Genomic DNA, 14,308 nt, shown 5'->3' with positions numbered 1-14,308 from the left:
CACTTGATCCAGAACGTACATTCCCATACAATATAAATAATAAACGAAAAAGCGGTGTTTTATATGGCTGATTTAAAAGAAATATATAATGAAGAACTGATATCTCAGTTGATCCATCATGTAAGGTCATCCTATCCTGATTTTAACAAAAACAGATTCTTGGATACATTACGGCTGGAGGACTGGCCTGAACTCACTTTAAAAGAGCGGATGCGCCGCGTGACAGTTTCTTTATACGAAACTTTGCCAAAACAATACGTTGAAGCGCTCGCAATTTTACGGGATACAGCACCTCATTTTAAAGGACTCAGCGGAATTTTATTTCCAGATTATGTGGAACAGTACGGGTTAGCGCATTGGGAAGAATCAATAAAGGCATTGGAATACTTTACGCAATATTCGACCTCAGAATTTGCTGTAAGGCCTTTTTTGCTGTTAGATCAAGAAAAGATGATTGCACAATTGCTTGCATGGTCTGAGCATAAAAATGAACACGTGAGAAGACTTGCGAGCGAAGGCAGCAGGCCCCGCCTGCCATGGGGAAAATCGATACCGGCTTTGAAATCGGACCCTTCCCCCGTATTGCCGATCCTTGAGAAGCTGATGCAGGACGAGTCCTTATATGTAAGGAAAAGCGTGGCCAACAACCTTAATGATATATCAAAAACGCATCCTCATTTACTGAGAAAAGTCGCAGATCAATGGTACGGAACACATCCCCATACAGACTGGATTATCAAACACGCCCATCGGACCTTATTAAAAAAGGGTGATAAACAGGCCTTAGCGCTTTTTGGTTATGAAAATGCTGATTCGATACAACTACATGATTTAACATGCCAGCCCAAACGTATAGTTATTGGCGAAAGCCTTGAATTTTCTTTCTCTATTCATTCAGACAGGGATCAAAAAGTAAGAATTGAGTACGCAATTGATTTTGTAAAAGCAAGAGGCCAGCGTCATCAGAAAGTATTTAAAATAACTGAAACAACTATACGAAAAAACGAAACGAAGCCATACACAAGAAACCAATCCTTTAAGGATTTAACCACCAGAAAGCATTACAAAGGAATTCATACATTATCAGTGATCATCAATGGAGAGGTAAAAGATTCATTGGATTTCCAAGTTTGCTGAATGAATAAAAAATCCCTTCTTATCCAAGAAGGGATTTTGCTGATTAGCCTTCAACACTGCCGTAAAGCTCTTCCAAAGGCTTCATAATGATTTTGTTCAATTCACCAATCAGCATGCTCATGCGCTGCTCCGCTTCCATCAGCTGAGAAATTTTTTCGTGCTGCTGTACAAGCGCTACTGTTTTTTGAGCCTGCGTCACTTCTTCTTGTGTAATCTCTTCTCCTGCCATTTGTTTTTGCTGGAGTCTAAGCTGTACATCACGGAAGTTTTCGAACATGCGCTTCGCTGATTCATCTGCGTTAACTTCGTCGTAAAGGTTTTTTAAACGGGTGAACTCTTCGCTCCCGCGTAATGCATTTTCCAGATCATACGCTACATCATAAAAATTAACAGCCATTGTAAATAGCTCCTTTCATCATTGCCGTTTGACATACCACTCCACTATAACAGACTATGGAGCTCCTTTCATTAATCAAAAACCATTTCTTCTTAAAAAAGGATGACAAACAGTGCTTGAATCGCGCCTATAATTCCGCCGAGAAGGCCCCCCAAATAGGTAATCATTTTAAATTCTTTTTTTGAAATGGACAGCACCATTTCTTCAAGACGCTCCACCGGGAACTGATCCACCTGCTCCTTGACGATTTCCTCAAGACGCAACCGTTTTAAGACACTTTCAAGGTTGGACGAAATCCCTTCAAGCAATTTGTCTAATAGTGCCGGCAGCATTTGCTGGGTCAGCTCAGATTCATAGCGGACGGTAAGCGTGCCAATCGTATTGTTGAAGAAAGGGGCAGTCGAAAATGCTTGCAGCATTCTTCGTTTCAAACTGAAAATGAGCGCCTTTGCATTCCATTTTTCGTCTGCTTCATTAAACGTATACTCCCTCAGCTTGCCCCATTCGTTTTTTAAGAGATCAGAAAGCAATTTATTTGTTTCCTCATTCCGCAAGAATTTCAGCAGCTCCGGCAGCACGCGATCCGCAAGGCTTGAATTGCCAAGAAACATTTGCACCATGCTTCCAAGCATGCCGCGCTCTTTTAAAAAGTCATCAATCATATTGCCAAGACGGATTTTTCCTTCATCACTTTCAAAATAACGGACACTCCGTGACAATATATATCCTGAAATCATCGGAATTTTTTCCTCAAGCTTTTCCTGCACCTCTATAGGCACCAGCTCTTTTAACGATTGGTCCCCGTATTGGCGGAAAAGCTCATTCAGCTTATCATCGGTCCAGCTGCTGATCCATGCATCAGCAGCTTTTTCGGGGCGCTTCATCCCGGCTTTTTCAAGCGCTTCTTTTACTGTCACTTCAGAAAGTGACAGCTTTTGAATCAGCTGTTCCCCCACTCGAAGAGCCTGCGTTTTGGCTGCATCAGAGACGAGCCGCTTTTTAATGCCTTCAGGGGTTAAGAGATGATTGACTACCATCAGTCCCATTTGTTTTGCAAGTTCATCTCGCCGTCTTGGAATCAGCCCGGGCGTAAAAGGAACTCGCTTCCCAAACAAATAGTACGCTTTATACGGCCTAAACAGCATTTGAATTGCTAAATGATTGGTCACCGCTCCAATAGCAGCGCCGATCACGATCATAAAAATAAAGGTTCCTGCAATACCCATTCCTATTCATCTTCCTCCATCTGTGCTTCAGCTTTTTTCATATAGATTATGTACCTATACGTATTATAGAGGCTCATGCAATCACTTAGCAAACGAGGAGACAAATTCCTGTTCTTAGAAAATCAGCTTGTTCTTTTGGAATAGGGCAAGGTGGAGAATCGTATTCTGTAAAGTAGAATACCGTCAGCTGCGTTCGTCTTACATGTATTTAGCGTAAAGCTGCGGACACTCGCCGGCAGCTTTTGAATAAAAGGGGGAGTCTCACCATGATAACACTCGGTTTTATGTCCTTATCCCGCCAGCATGAAGCGGATTATTCCGCAGAACTGGCCAAAAGAGCACCCGAATTCGGCATACGTTTCATCCGGTTTACACCATTTGATATTTCACCTGACACTTTGCGTGTCAAAGCATCGGTCTATCATTCGGCCAGCAGCACATGGAACGAAACTGAAATGGCGATTCCAGATTATATTTATGATCGCTGTTTTTACGGCAAGGATTCACATTCACAAAAAGCAAAACCAATCGTTGAGTGGCTCAAAAAATATCCGAAAACGGAATTTATCGGGCGGGGTCTTCCCGATAAGTGGACCGTCCTTCACGATTTGCAGCAGCACTCTGTAATCAATCCCTATATTCCCGAAACGATAAAGGTGAGCCGCTACGAACAAATTCACTCCTTTTTATCCAAAGAAAAAGCCTGCATCCTTAAACCGGCATTCGGCGCGGGAGGCAGAGGCGTGATTCTTTTGAAGCTGGGCAAGAAAAACATCACTGCTACTTATCACATCGGAAAGGATAAGCAGACAAAAACGTTTTCCAACCAGACTTCTTTTAAGACATGGTGCAAAAAAGTGCTTCAGCATCAATATTTGCTTCAGCCTTACTTAAACATTCAAGATAAGGAACAATACCCTTGTGATATTCGCCTGTTTATGGAAAAAAACGAAGCAGGTGAATGGAATACAGTCGGAAAGGCAGTAAGACGCGGATACAAACACGGGTTGCTCGCCAATTTGTCAGGCGGATCTGATGCGCTGACATTTGACTCCTGGTTTGAAGATATACCGAAAAAACAGCAAGTGGTTTTACTAGATGATGTGTTTTCGATTACCCAATCGGTTCCGTATTATCTTGACGAGCGCTATGGGCCGTTGTTTGAACTCGGTCTTGATATATGTCTTGCAAAGGACGGGAGAATTTGGATTTTAGATATCAATTCCAAACCAGGCAGGAAGTCAATCCTGCGTGTCTCTCCCGAGCAAAAAGAACAGCTGTACACTTGTCCCCTAAAGCGCTGCCAATATCTGTTTTCTGAGCAAAGCCAGAAAGGAGTTCTTCCGCGTGAATCCTAAACGGTTTTTGATCGGCATAGACAAAACCAGTGAAAACACCCTGTTTCTGCCCTCTTCGCTGAAGCGAGACGGACTTTTGCATGCCGCATTCGGAACGAAGGTTGTCAGATGCCACGTTGCTTACAGACGGCATCTGGAACAAACCGTGCTTCTCTCTGAAAATCTGTTTCATGAGCTTTTGCTTCCCCACCGAAGCAGGGCTGATATACTGATTCATGATCATACAGTGCATATCGGGCCGTTAGTCGGCATCTTTACGGCAGGGTTTACTGTATCTCTTGAACGTCCATTTAAGGATCGTTCCCTCTTTTTTTCTAAGCTTGTCACGTTACACGAGCAAGCCGGGGGCTACTGCTTCGTTTTTGGCGCGCACCAAATCAATTGGGAGGAAGGCACGATTGAAGGCCTCCTTTACAGGGAAAACGGCTGGGAGAAAAAAATCGTTCCATTGCCGAACGTCGTTTATGACCGTTTGCCGAACCGAAAAATTGAAGATTCACTTCTCTTGCAACATACAAAAAAGAGGCTGATCGATGAATATCAGATCCCATGGTTTAATAAAACGTTTTTCAATAAATGGAACGTTCATCAATTGCTCGAAAAAGATCCGAGAACGGCACCCTTTTTGCCTAGATCCGAGCTGACACCGTCTGTGGAGCTGATTGATGAGCTCTGTGGCGCATACAAAAAAGTCTATATCAAACCGGCAAATGGAGCACTCGGCACCGGCATTTATCAGCTGACAAGAACAGATGACGGCCTGACGGTAAAGCATACGAATGACGCCAAAACATTTACTTCGATTGATTATTCCGATGCCGCCTCATTCCTTGCAGAATTTCAAAAACAGCACAACCCGTCCGACTTTCTCATTCAGCAAGGTGTTGATCTCATCGAATTTCAAGGCAAACCAGCGGATTTCCGTGTCCATACCAATAAAAACAGAAAAGGAAAATGGACAGTGACAGCAATCGCCGTAAAAATTTCCGGAAAGAACAGCATTACAACACATCTTTCTAACGGCGGCACTGTAAAGACACTTGCGGAAGTATACGATGATCCCGCTGAAAGAGTTGAGGTCATAAAAAAGCTTTCTGCAGCGGCACTGACAGCAAGCCATGTCCTTCATGATCATATCGAGGGGTTTATCGGGGAGATCGGTTTCGATTTTGGCATTGATCAGAACGGTAAAGTATGGATGTTTGAAGCGAATTCGCGCCCGGGCCGAAGCATTTTTTCTCATCCAAATTTGCATCATGTTGATTCTCTTACAAAACGAAGAAGCTTTGAATACGCGTCATATTTATCTGAGAAGGCAATCATATCTCCTGAAGCATTGTGGCCTTCGTAACCTGTCCGCTTTTTTAATAAAGCGGGCTTATCTTTATCCAAGGCTGGGACAAACTGCATATTAAGGCCTCTTCAATGATGTTCTGGAACAATGATACAATGAACATAAGCCGTTTATATTCAGGTCAATTGATACCAAATGTAAGGAGCGTGGCCGTAATGATTTCTCATTTCAGCTGGAAACCTTTATTCCCAAAAGAAAAGCTGCCCGGATGGAAAATTTCATTTTATTATAAAGGGACCCATTATGAAGGCATCTATCATAAGAGCGGTGAGATTGAATGGGGAGACTTGTTTCCCGCCCGCGCTGACGAGCCTGCTCTTACAAACGAGATACATGAACTGATGCTTTTTCATATTTATGACTAGCTTAGCCGCCTAAACGGCTAAGCTTTTTTTCTTTCTCAAGATTTACCACACAATTCTCCGCATGAGTTTCCGGACATTTTAACATAATACGTAGTAACAAGCCGGCAAAGCATTGGGTTACGCCGAGGCGGCAGTGACACCCGAGAAGGGTTCACAGATTGGTGCAACTCCAGTTAACCCAACCATACTAAACAAAAAAGGAGATTTTACACATGGCTAACCAAAACTCTTCAAATGACTTACTAGTTCCTGGCGCAGCTCAGGCTATCGATCAAATGAAACTTGAAATCGCTTCTGAATTCGGCGTTAACCTTGGAGCGGACACAACTTCTCGCGCTAACGGTTCTGTCGGAGGAGAAATTACAAAACGTTTAGTATCTTTCGCTCAGCAGCAAATGGGCGGCAGAGTTCAATAACAATTCAATATATGGCTATAGAGGGCGCGGTTTCCGCGCTCTCTTTATTTTGTCACCCTTTTTTCCTGCTCCACATATCCTAGAAAAAAAGGGAGGGAATCGGGGTGTCATTCATCACCATTGTGAATTGGGAGCTGGTTCAGTTCGTAAGTGTATCCATGATTCATGAATATGTTTCCCATCGTTCTGTTTATTTGTACAGGTATTCTTTCCCGCGCTGTTCAAACTGAGAACATCCTTTTATAATGAAAGGCGAGGAGGTTTTTTGATGAAAATCGCTTTATTAGGAGCCAGCGGCCGCGTCGGACAAGCCTTTTTAACACAAGCTGCAGCAGATGAAAGATTTGATATTTTCGCTCTGATCAGATCTCAACATGCTGATCTTCCCCTTTCAAAAGACAGAACCGTCATGGGGAACGCCCGCCGCTTAGAAGATGTGAAAAAAATAATGGAAAATGCTGAAATCGTGATCAGCTGTCTAGGCACAGATGGTGATGATACCTTGTCAACTGCTATGGCACACATTCTCTCCGCTATGGAGGAACAGCATATCAAACGGCTTATTACGATCGGCACCGCAGGGATCCTAGATTCCCGATATGAACCGGGAAAATACCGGTTTGAAACAAATGAATCGAAACGAAAGCAGACCCGCGCAGCCAAGGAGCATGCAAAAGTATACGAAATGCTTAAAGAATCATCATTAGACTGGACAATCATCTGCCCCACTTACCTCCCGGACGGAACAGCAACCGGCGTTTATCGTACGGAGCGTAACGTTTTGCCTGAGGGCGGCACAAGCATTTCGGTCGGCGATACTGCGGACTTTTTATATCGTGAGCTCGTTACAGGTGATTATGTCGGATACCGTGTCGGACTGGCTTATTGACTACATAAACCAAAAACCCAAAACACAATTGTTTTGGGTTTTTTGAGCATTATGCAATGGAATGTTTCTGTCCCTTTTGCAGTTCATACATTTGATAATATTGGCCTTCTAATGCCATCAATTCCTCGTGGTTCCCTCTCTCAACAATTTCTCCTTTATCAAGAACCAAAATCTGATCAGCATTTCTGATTGTTGAAAGCCGGTGAGCGATGACGAAGGTAGTGCGTCCTTGTTTGACGACATCAAGCGCTTTCTGGATTACGGCCTCTGTCTCTGTATCAATATGCGCCGTTGCCTCATCTAAAATCAAGATCGCGGGATCAAACGCCAAAGCTCTAGCGAAAGAAATTAACTGCCGCTCTCCAGAGGATAGCGTGCTGCCTTTTTCAATCACGGGCTCATTAATGCCCTTCGGAAGCTTCTTAAGAAGCGGCTCAGCACCGACTTGCCGCAGTGCATTTTTTATTTCTTCTTCAGTCATTCTTTCGTCATCCAGACTTACATTAGATCCGATTGTACCCGAGAATAAGTACGGGTCCTGAAGCACAATGCCCATATGGGATCTGAGTTCCTGTCTTGACATGTTGTAAATGCTTCTCCCATCAATCAGAATATCCCCTTTTTGCGCATCATAAAAACGAAACAGAAGATTCAAAATCGAGCTTTTTCCTGATCCGGTATGGCCGACGAGCGCTACGGTTTCGCCTTTTTGCGCAGTAAAGGAAATATGCTTTAATACCTCTTCACCTTCTTGATACGCAAATGACACATCACGAAATTCAACCCGCCCCAGCGCGCGCTCCTTCGCCGGTTCACCCGCTTCTTCCGTATTCTTTTCTTCAAGCAGTTCAAAAACACGCCCGGCGGAGACCCTTGCAAGCTCCAGCTTTGAAAACTGATTGACGATGCCTGTGATCGGCTGAAATAACCGGTTCAAATAATCGACAAACGCGTACAGCACACCGATAGAAACAATCCCGGCCGCATTCAGGCTCGCACCGCCAAAATGCCAGATCAGACAGACGAACGCAAGATTGCGGATGACATTGACCAAATTATGGGACATTAAGGAGTTTAAATTCAGCATCCTGTTTTGGAAATAAAAATGTGATTCATTTAATGCCTCAAATTCTCTCATTGTTTCCTTTTGATGGCGGAAAGCCTGAATAATGGTCATGCCTTGAATTGACTCATTCATTTTTGCATTAATGTCACTGTTGATCGAGCGGATTTTTTGGTTGTAATATGACGCATATCTCCGGTATATGACTGACCACAGCCAGATAATCGGCACAATTGCCAGACATACAAACGCAAGCTTCACATCAAGCAGAAACAAAGCCGTGAATATCCCGAACATATAGATTCCGCTTGTCACAAATGTTGAAAGCACTGTGACATATAAATCCCTGATAGCCTCCGTATCATTGGTAATCCGCGCAACGACTTTTCCGGCCGGAAGGTTGTCAAAATAGCGAATCGGCATTTTCTGTATGTGCGAAAACACGTCCTGCCTCATCTTTTGGATTATCCGATTGGCGCTCATCTGCAGCAGATAATGCTGTCCGTATTGAAAGAATACCGAAAACACAAGCAAGCCCCCATACAGGCAGATCAGAAACACCATTCCCTTTATTTCCGGCTGATAGAACTGGAAAAGTTCCTGCTTAGTCAGCTTTTCGGCAGCATATGCCCGGCTCTTGTCTCCGTTTGTGATCGTCAGCTTCCCGTCAGAAACCGTTCTATTCCCGTCGAAGCTGACAGCCTGATCAACAAAATAGAACGCCATTCCCACTTGATAAATATGCGCTTCTTTTGCTTTTGAAACAGGCTCCTGCAATCGGTCCTCTCTGACATATGAGACGCCGTGAAACTGAACGGCATTTTTATCTTTTTCCGCAGCTTCATACCATGTTTTCTCAATGCCGAGGATATGGTCGTCTATCATTTTTTTGCCAATAAAGGGCCCAGTCAGTTCTGCACCGACGGCGACAGTTAGCAAAAGGACGGCTGTGATCAGCAATTTTCGATAAAGAAGTGCGTATCTCCATAACGTTTTTCCTATTTTCATGCCCCTGCTCCCCCTTCTTCCGCAGTGAACAGCTGCTGTCTTTCATATTGTTCCCGGTACCACCCGTTATTGGCCAGCAGTTCTTGATGCGTGCCTCTCTCAGCAATGACGCCGCCGTCCATCACAAGGATCAGGTCAGCGTGCTCTACCGCGGATAATCGGTGTGTCAAAATAAATGTCGTTTTTCCTTTGCGGTTTTCTCTGATGTTCTTGATAATTGCAGCCTCTGTTTTGGCATCTACAGCGGAAAGTGAATCATCCAGAATCAAGATTTCCGGATTCGCCATGAGTGCTCTCGCAATCGAAATTCTTTGTTTCTGCCCGCCTGACAGTGCCACGCCTTTTTCACCGACCATTGTCTCCAGACCGGACGGAAGCATGTGCAAATCTTTTTCAAAATGTGCTTCGGCAATGGCTTGCTGAACCTCTTTATCAGTTGCATCCTGTTTTCCGTATAAAATATTTTCTTTTACAGTCCGTGAAAACAGTAAATGATCCTGAGGCACATATCCGATCCATCCGCGGAGACGGTCAAGAGGGATTTGCTGAATCGGTACACCTGAAAATGTAATGCTCCCTTCACCTAGAGGATACTGGCGCAAAAGCTGCTTAATAATTGTCGTTTTTCCGCTCCCGGTTTTACCTGCAATCCCGACAGTCTGCCCTTTTCGCACCGTAAATGAAATATCCTGAAGATTGTCACTTGTTGAGCTTGGATATGTAAAGCTGACATGACTGAAAACGATATCTCCAGGCTCTTTAAGATCAGCGGGCTGTTTTGGATCTGTCACATCCGTTTCATAAGAAAGAGTTTCATTTACCCGGTCTAATGACGCATTGCCGCGCTGCATCACGTTAATGAGTTCACCGATTGCAAACATCGGCCAAATCATCATGCCGAGATAAACGTTAAAGGACACTAACTCTCCAAGCGTCAGCTCGTTCCGGAATACAAGAAACGCTCCGTAGCCGAGCCCAATCAGATAGCTTGCGCCGACAAGCAGTTTCACCGTCGGCTCAAACAGTGAATCAATAAAAGCCACTTTCATATTTTTCTGATAAACATCAGCGGTCATTTCATTAAACCGGCGAACATCGTTTGTTTCCTGAACATACGCGCGAATCACCCGCACGCCTGAAACAGATTCCAGCACTCTGTCATTCAGCGCCCCGAACGCGTTTTGGGCCTCAGTAAACCGCTCATGAATTTTACTTCCATATAGACTGATTGCAATCGCCATGACTGGAAGCGGGATAATGGCGGCAAAGGTCAGCTTCCAGCTGATCAAAAACCCCATTGTCAAAAAGATCGTCATCATAAACATCGTAGAATCAACTAACGTCAAGATGCCAAACCCTGTGGTTAAACTGACGGCCTGTAGATCATTTGTCCCTCGTGCCATTAAATCGCCTGTTCGGTTTTTTTCATAAAACGGCGGCGACATAGTCAGCAAATGCCCCATCAGCTTCGTACGAAGAATTTTCTCCATCAAATTCGCTCCGCCAAACAGCTGATGCATCCAAAAATAAGACATGATATACACGGCCGCCGTCAGCACAAAAAAGATACCGATATAAAACAGCAGCCCTTCCGCAGTAAATGCCCCTGCTTTCATATCATCTATGGCGTTCCCCAAGAGCTTAGGCGGAAACATTTCAATGACATTGACTGCTAATAAAAGGACAATCGCAATCGTATAGCGCAGCCAGTACGCCTTAAAAAACCAGCCAAGCTTTTTCAAAACTGAAAACATCTATCCCCATCTCCTCATCAGCCGCCTTCAATTTTTTCCTTGCAGCTTTTTTCATCCAGTTTGGCACGAACAGCCCTCGCCTCTGTATTTGTCTTCACATCCCATACACCTGTCTTTCCTTAGATTTTGTATATAAAAAAGGCATGAAGCGTCAGCTCCATGCCTTTTTTAACCGATATGTTACGCACAGCGCTTTTCAGCGCGCGGTCCGACCTAAAAAACCGTTCACGAAAACAGAACAAAAGGTTTGCCGCGCCAATATGAAACTGTTTGATAAACACGCAAATTCCTTGGCATAGCAAACCCTCCTTCCATTCTGATTTCATCTTTTTATCATCATATAAACAAAACCTTTTATTGTCAATCATTACTTGAATAGGAAAAGGTTAATTGTGCTCAAATTCGGGTAGTAGTGTTGTAAGACGCTTTGAAAGGGTGAGAAGGATGTTCCATGCTGACCGTATCATTGTTGCGTTTGACGGAAGTGAAAATAGTAAGAAAGCGCTTCTGACAGCCATTGATCTTGCTAAAACCGTAAATGCCGCTATTACCGTCGCCCATTCACATGATATGAAAGACAATCAGACCGTCATCGACCCGCCCAGACCCGCAGCTGAGGCAAGCTATATAAGCGGAGGCATGACAAGTGTTCCTGATCCGCTGATATCGGATGTAACATCACCTGAGCCAATGATCTATGAAGACCGTACGGAAGAAGTCATCGCCGAAGCCAGAATGATGCTGAATGAACAGCAGGCAGATGGAGATATCGATATATTAGAAGGCGATCCGGCTGAATCAATTATCGAGCATGCAAACCGCATTTCTGCCGATCTGATCGTAACCGGAAGCAGAGACCAAAACAGGCTGAAAAAGCTAATATTCGGAAGTGTAAGTGAAAAGCTTTCAGCGAAATCGGATATACCCGTCCTGATTGTAAAGTGAGCACGCCCTGTGCTCACTTCTTTTATATTCATAATTGTGAAAAAACATAGATTTTCGTTTTTTTCTGTTATAATGCTTTCGTGCCCAAAAGCACAAAAGCATTAAAGATAAATATGGGGTGTTATTTTGGATTCTCAAAAAAAGCTGACGTTTCCGTTAGCCGTCGGTTTATTTATATTCATGTTATGCATTATTATTTCTTGCTTATTCTTGCTTCATGTAGAACCTCATATCCCGCTGTTTTTAAGTGTTGTCATGCTTTCAGCAGCAGCTTTATGGTTTGGATTTCCCTGGAAGAGCATTGAAAAAGGGATTGTAGACGGGATCAAAAACGGCGTACAGCCGATTATCGTTCTAGCGCTGATCGGCATCTTAATCGGCGCCTGGATGTACAGCGGCGCCATACCGACTGTGACAGTTTATGCCCTATCCTTTATTGAACCAAGCCATCTTCTGTTGACTGCTTTGTTTTCATGTATGATCATCAGCACACTTGTTGGCTCAAGCCTGACAACTGTTAGCACAATCGGGGTAGCGCTGATCGGCGTGGCGAGCGCGGCCGGCGTTCCGCTTGAATGGACAGCAGGCGCAGTCATATGCGGCGCTTGTTTTGGTGATAAAATGTCGCCGATGTCGGACACAACCAACTTTGCAGCCGGAATAGGCGAAATACCGATCTTTGAACACATTCGCCATATGATGGGTACAACCATTCCAGCTTTGCTCATCACTGTCGTTCTGTTTTACTTTCTCGGTTCATCAGTGTCAGCGGACGCTGCTTCAACCGATAATATTCAGCAGGTCATAACCGGAATAAAAGATGCTGCAAACGTGACACCGTGGGCCCTTCTTTCTCCGCTCTTAGTCGTTTTGCTGGCAATTAAACGGGTATCAGTAATCCCCGTTCTGACTGCCGGAATTATTTCCTCGGGAATTTTGACTGCTATTTTTGTACCCGACAGCAGCCTGCAGGCGTTTATGACAGCTTTGCAAAATGGCACAACTTTTGAAACTGACAATGAGGCAGCCGCTAAAATTATCAACAGAGGCGGACTGCAATCCATGATGGGCTCTGTCTCTCTCATTATGATTGCTTTTGCACTCGGCGGATTGATGGAGAAAATCGGATTGATTTCTGCACTATTGGAAGGCGTCATGAAAGGCATCCGCTCAAAAGGCAGTCTTGTTGCAGCAACTGTCTGCTCAAGCATCGGCGTCAACTTGGCAACCGGCGAACAGTATTTATCGATATTAATACCGGGACAATCATTTAAATCCTTATATGACAAACAAAACATCCAGCGAAAATTTCTGACAAGATCATTAGAGGACGGCGGAACATTAATTAACCCATTGATTCCTTGGGGCGTCAGCGGCGCATTTATGGCGAGCGCACTTGGTGTTCCAGTCATAGACTACATCCCATTTACTTTCTTCCTCTATATATCGCCGATGATCTCCATTTTGATTGGATTTGTTAAAAAATAAAAAGAGCCCCGCTGTAAAAAGCGGGCTCTTTTCTTCGTTCATTTATGAAATGCTAGCAGCCTGTTGAATGCTTTCTTGAAAAGCAGCCTGAAGCTGTTTGGTCACCGGTCCGGGTTTCCCGTTTCCGACCGATTGTCCATCGAGCGTCACGACCGGAATAATTTCTGCCGTCGTTGACGAAATAAAGATCTCTTCCGCCTGTTTCAACTCTTCTTCACTGACAGGAGTCTCATCCAGTTTGATTCCATTCTTCTCAATCAGTCCTAAAATATTCATCCGTGTAATGCCATTGAGAATAAGCCGGTTAGCCGGATGTGTTCGCACCGTGCCGTTGATAACGGCATAAACGTTAGAGGAAGTACCCTCCGTAACAACGCCGTCTCTAAGTAAAATGGCTTCAAATGCTCCCGCTTCATAGGCCTTTTGCTTCGTCATGACATTATACAGTAAATTCAGACTTTTGATATCACATCTTAGCCAGCGAAGATCCTCATCTGTAATGGCCGCCACTCCGTATGCCTGCTCTTGCTCCGGTTTTTTCACCGTAAACGTATAAGCAGTAGTCTGCGGCTCAAGCCCGGCTTCATACTGGTGTTTTCGCGGGGCCACACCTCTTGTTGTCTGAATGTATACCGCTCCCTCACTGACCGCATTTTCCTGTACAAGCTTTTGCAGGTCCCACTCGAGATCTTCTATACTGAATGGCAGTGAAATTCCGATTTCAGCAGCACTTCTGAAAAAACGCTCTGCATGCTCACGTAAGCCGAACAATACTCCTTTGTACACCCTGATCACTTCATAGATGCCGTCACCAAACTGATAACCGCGATCTTCCAAATCGATTGATGCTTCACTGCGCCCAATCAGCCGGCCATTGACTAAAACCTTCATAAAAGCCCTCCCTTTTC

At 44.3% G+C, this 14,308-nt stretch carries 15 protein-coding genes; 9 read left to right on the top strand and 6 right to left on the bottom strand.

Annotated elements, in window-relative coordinates; genetic code table 11:
* Positions 1–63: 63 nt before the first annotated feature.
* The gene (locus NX903_RS04750) at positions 64–1,137 is read left to right on the top strand and encodes a DNA alkylation repair protein (protein ID WP_042977723.1); all 1,074 of its coding nucleotides are present in this window, start codon (positions 64–66) and stop codon (positions 1,135–1,137) included.
* A gap of 43 nt (positions 1,138–1,180) precedes the next feature.
* Here NX903_RS04750 and NX903_RS04745 read toward each other — a convergent pair whose 3' ends face one another.
* A complete protein-coding gene (locus tag NX903_RS04745) occupies positions 1,181–1,534 on the bottom strand; it encodes a YlbF family regulator (RefSeq protein WP_003224239.1) in 354 nt (117 codons plus the stop codon).
* Positions 1,535–1,626: 92 nt separating this feature from the next.
* A complete protein-coding gene (locus NX903_RS04740) occupies positions 1,627–2,760 on the bottom strand; it encodes a DUF445 domain-containing protein (RefSeq protein WP_021479649.1) in 1,134 nt (377 codons plus the stop codon).
* Between the two features lie 266 nt (positions 2,761–3,026).
* Between NX903_RS04740 and spaC the strand changes: the two genes are divergently transcribed.
* The 6 genes from spaC (at position 3,027) to NX903_RS04710 (ending at position 7,142) form a co-directional block, all read left to right on the top strand.
* Positions 3,027–4,118, top strand: a complete 1,092-nt coding sequence (spaC, locus tag NX903_RS04735) for a spore coat associated protein SpaC (RefSeq protein WP_003245845.1) — start codon at positions 3,027–3,029, stop codon at positions 4,116–4,118.
* Positions 4,108–5,469 (top strand): spore coat associated protein YheD, encoded by a 1,362-nt coding sequence (gene yheD, locus NX903_RS04730; protein ID WP_086343644.1) that lies wholly within the window; start codon positions 4,108–4,110, stop codon positions 5,467–5,469. Before spaC ends, yheD begins: the two co-directional genes overlap by 11 nt.
* A 149-nt stretch (positions 5,470–5,618) precedes the next feature.
* Complete coding sequence (locus tag NX903_RS04725; RefSeq protein WP_010886462.1) at positions 5,619–5,837, top strand: YheE family protein; 219 nt, start codon at positions 5,619–5,621, stop codon at positions 5,835–5,837.
* 212 nt (positions 5,838–6,049) lie between these two features.
* Positions 6,050–6,253, top strand: a complete 204-nt coding sequence (gene sspB / locus NX903_RS04720) for a beta type acid-soluble spore protein SspB (protein ID WP_003233287.1) — start codon at positions 6,050–6,052, stop codon at positions 6,251–6,253.
* Positions 6,254–6,357: 104 nt separating this feature from the next.
* The gene (locus NX903_RS04715; protein ID WP_003245136.1) at positions 6,358–6,483 is read left to right on the top strand and encodes a hypothetical protein; all 126 of its coding nucleotides are present in this window, start codon (positions 6,358–6,360) and stop codon (positions 6,481–6,483) included.
* A 38-nt stretch (positions 6,484–6,521) separates the two neighbouring features.
* A complete protein-coding gene (locus tag NX903_RS04710) occupies positions 6,522–7,142 on the top strand; it encodes an SDR family oxidoreductase (RefSeq protein WP_086343643.1) in 621 nt (206 codons plus the stop codon).
* Positions 7,143–7,191: 49 nt separating this feature from the next.
* On the opposite strand, the gene bmrD is transcribed toward NX903_RS04710, so the two are convergent.
* The 3 genes from bmrD to NX903_RS04695 all read right to left on the bottom strand — a co-directional run bounded on the left by bmrD (position 7,192) and on the right by NX903_RS04695 (position 11,248).
* Positions 7,192–9,213, bottom strand: a complete 2,022-nt coding sequence (gene bmrD / locus NX903_RS04705; RefSeq protein WP_086343642.1) for a multidrug resistance ABC transporter ATP-binding protein/permease BmrD — start codon at positions 9,211–9,213, stop codon at positions 7,192–7,194.
* A complete protein-coding gene (gene bmrC, locus NX903_RS04700; RefSeq protein WP_086343641.1) occupies positions 9,210–10,967 on the bottom strand; it encodes a multidrug ABC transporter ATP-binding protein BmrC in 1,758 nt (585 codons plus the stop codon). The genes bmrD and bmrC overlap by 4 nt, the downstream gene beginning before the upstream one ends.
* A 119-nt stretch (positions 10,968–11,086) precedes the next feature.
* Positions 11,087–11,248 carry a hypothetical protein gene (locus NX903_RS04695; RefSeq protein WP_010886461.1) on the bottom strand — a complete coding sequence of 54 codons (162 nt, stop codon included), beginning with the start codon at positions 11,246–11,248 and terminating at the stop codon, positions 11,087–11,089.
* Between the two features lie 163 nt (positions 11,249–11,411).
* Here NX903_RS04695 and NX903_RS04690 point away from each other — a divergent pair, with 163 nt between their 5' ends.
* Positions 11,412–11,912: a universal stress protein gene (locus tag NX903_RS04690; RefSeq protein WP_033883044.1), complete on the top strand. Its 501-nt coding sequence runs from the start codon at positions 11,412–11,414 to the stop codon at positions 11,910–11,912.
* A gap of 126 nt (positions 11,913–12,038) precedes the next feature.
* Positions 12,039–13,400 (top strand): Na+/H+ antiporter NhaC, encoded by a 1,362-nt coding sequence (gene nhaC / locus NX903_RS04685; protein WP_086343640.1) that lies wholly within the window; start codon positions 12,039–12,041, stop codon positions 13,398–13,400.
* Positions 13,401–13,442: 42 nt separating this feature from the next.
* On the opposite strand, the gene dat is transcribed toward nhaC, so the two are convergent.
* Positions 13,443–14,291 carry a D-amino-acid transaminase gene (dat, locus tag NX903_RS04680; protein WP_086343639.1) on the bottom strand — a complete coding sequence of 283 codons (849 nt, stop codon included), beginning with the start codon at positions 14,289–14,291 and terminating at the stop codon, positions 13,443–13,445.
* Positions 14,292–14,308: the final 17 nt, after the last annotated feature.

The sequence above is a fragment of the Bacillus sp. FSL R5-0576 genome (assembly GCF_038004765.1).
Lineage (GTDB): Bacteria > Bacillota > Bacilli > Bacillales > Bacillaceae > Bacillus > Bacillus subtilis.
This window is presented reverse-complemented; position numbering and strand designations above follow the sequence as displayed.

Excerpts from the sequence above, each read along its gene's own strand:
- NX903_RS04750 (WP_042977723.1), top strand. The coding sequence starts at position 64 with ATGGCTGATTTAAAAGAAATATATAATGAAGAACTGATATCTCAGTTG.
- NX903_RS04745 (WP_003224239.1), bottom strand. The coding sequence starts at position 1,534 with ATGGCTGTTAATTTTTATGATGTAGCGTATGATCTGGAAAATGCATTA.
- NX903_RS04740 (WP_021479649.1), bottom strand. The coding sequence starts at position 2,760 with ATGGGTATTGCAGGAACCTTTATTTTTATGATCGTGATCGGCGCTGCT.
- spaC (WP_003245845.1), top strand. The coding sequence starts at position 3,027 with ATGATAACACTCGGTTTTATGTCCTTATCCCGCCAGCATGAAGCGGAT.
- sspB (WP_003233287.1), top strand. The coding sequence starts at position 6,050 with ATGGCTAACCAAAACTCTTCAAATGACTTACTAGTTCCTGGCGCAGCT.
- NX903_RS04710 (WP_086343643.1), top strand. The coding sequence starts at position 6,522 with ATGAAAATCGCTTTATTAGGAGCCAGCGGCCGCGTCGGACAAGCCTTT.
- bmrD (WP_086343642.1), bottom strand. The coding sequence starts at position 9,213 with ATGAAAATAGGAAAAACGTTATGGAGATACGCACTTCTTTATCGAAAA.
- bmrC (WP_086343641.1), bottom strand. The coding sequence starts at position 10,967 with ATGTTTTCAGTTTTGAAAAAGCTTGGCTGGTTTTTTAAGGCGTACTGG.
- NX903_RS04690 (WP_033883044.1), top strand. The coding sequence starts at position 11,412 with ATGTTCCATGCTGACCGTATCATTGTTGCGTTTGACGGAAGTGAAAAT.
- dat (WP_086343639.1), bottom strand. The coding sequence starts at position 14,291 with ATGAAGGTTTTAGTCAATGGCCGGCTGATTGGGCGCAGTGAAGCATCA.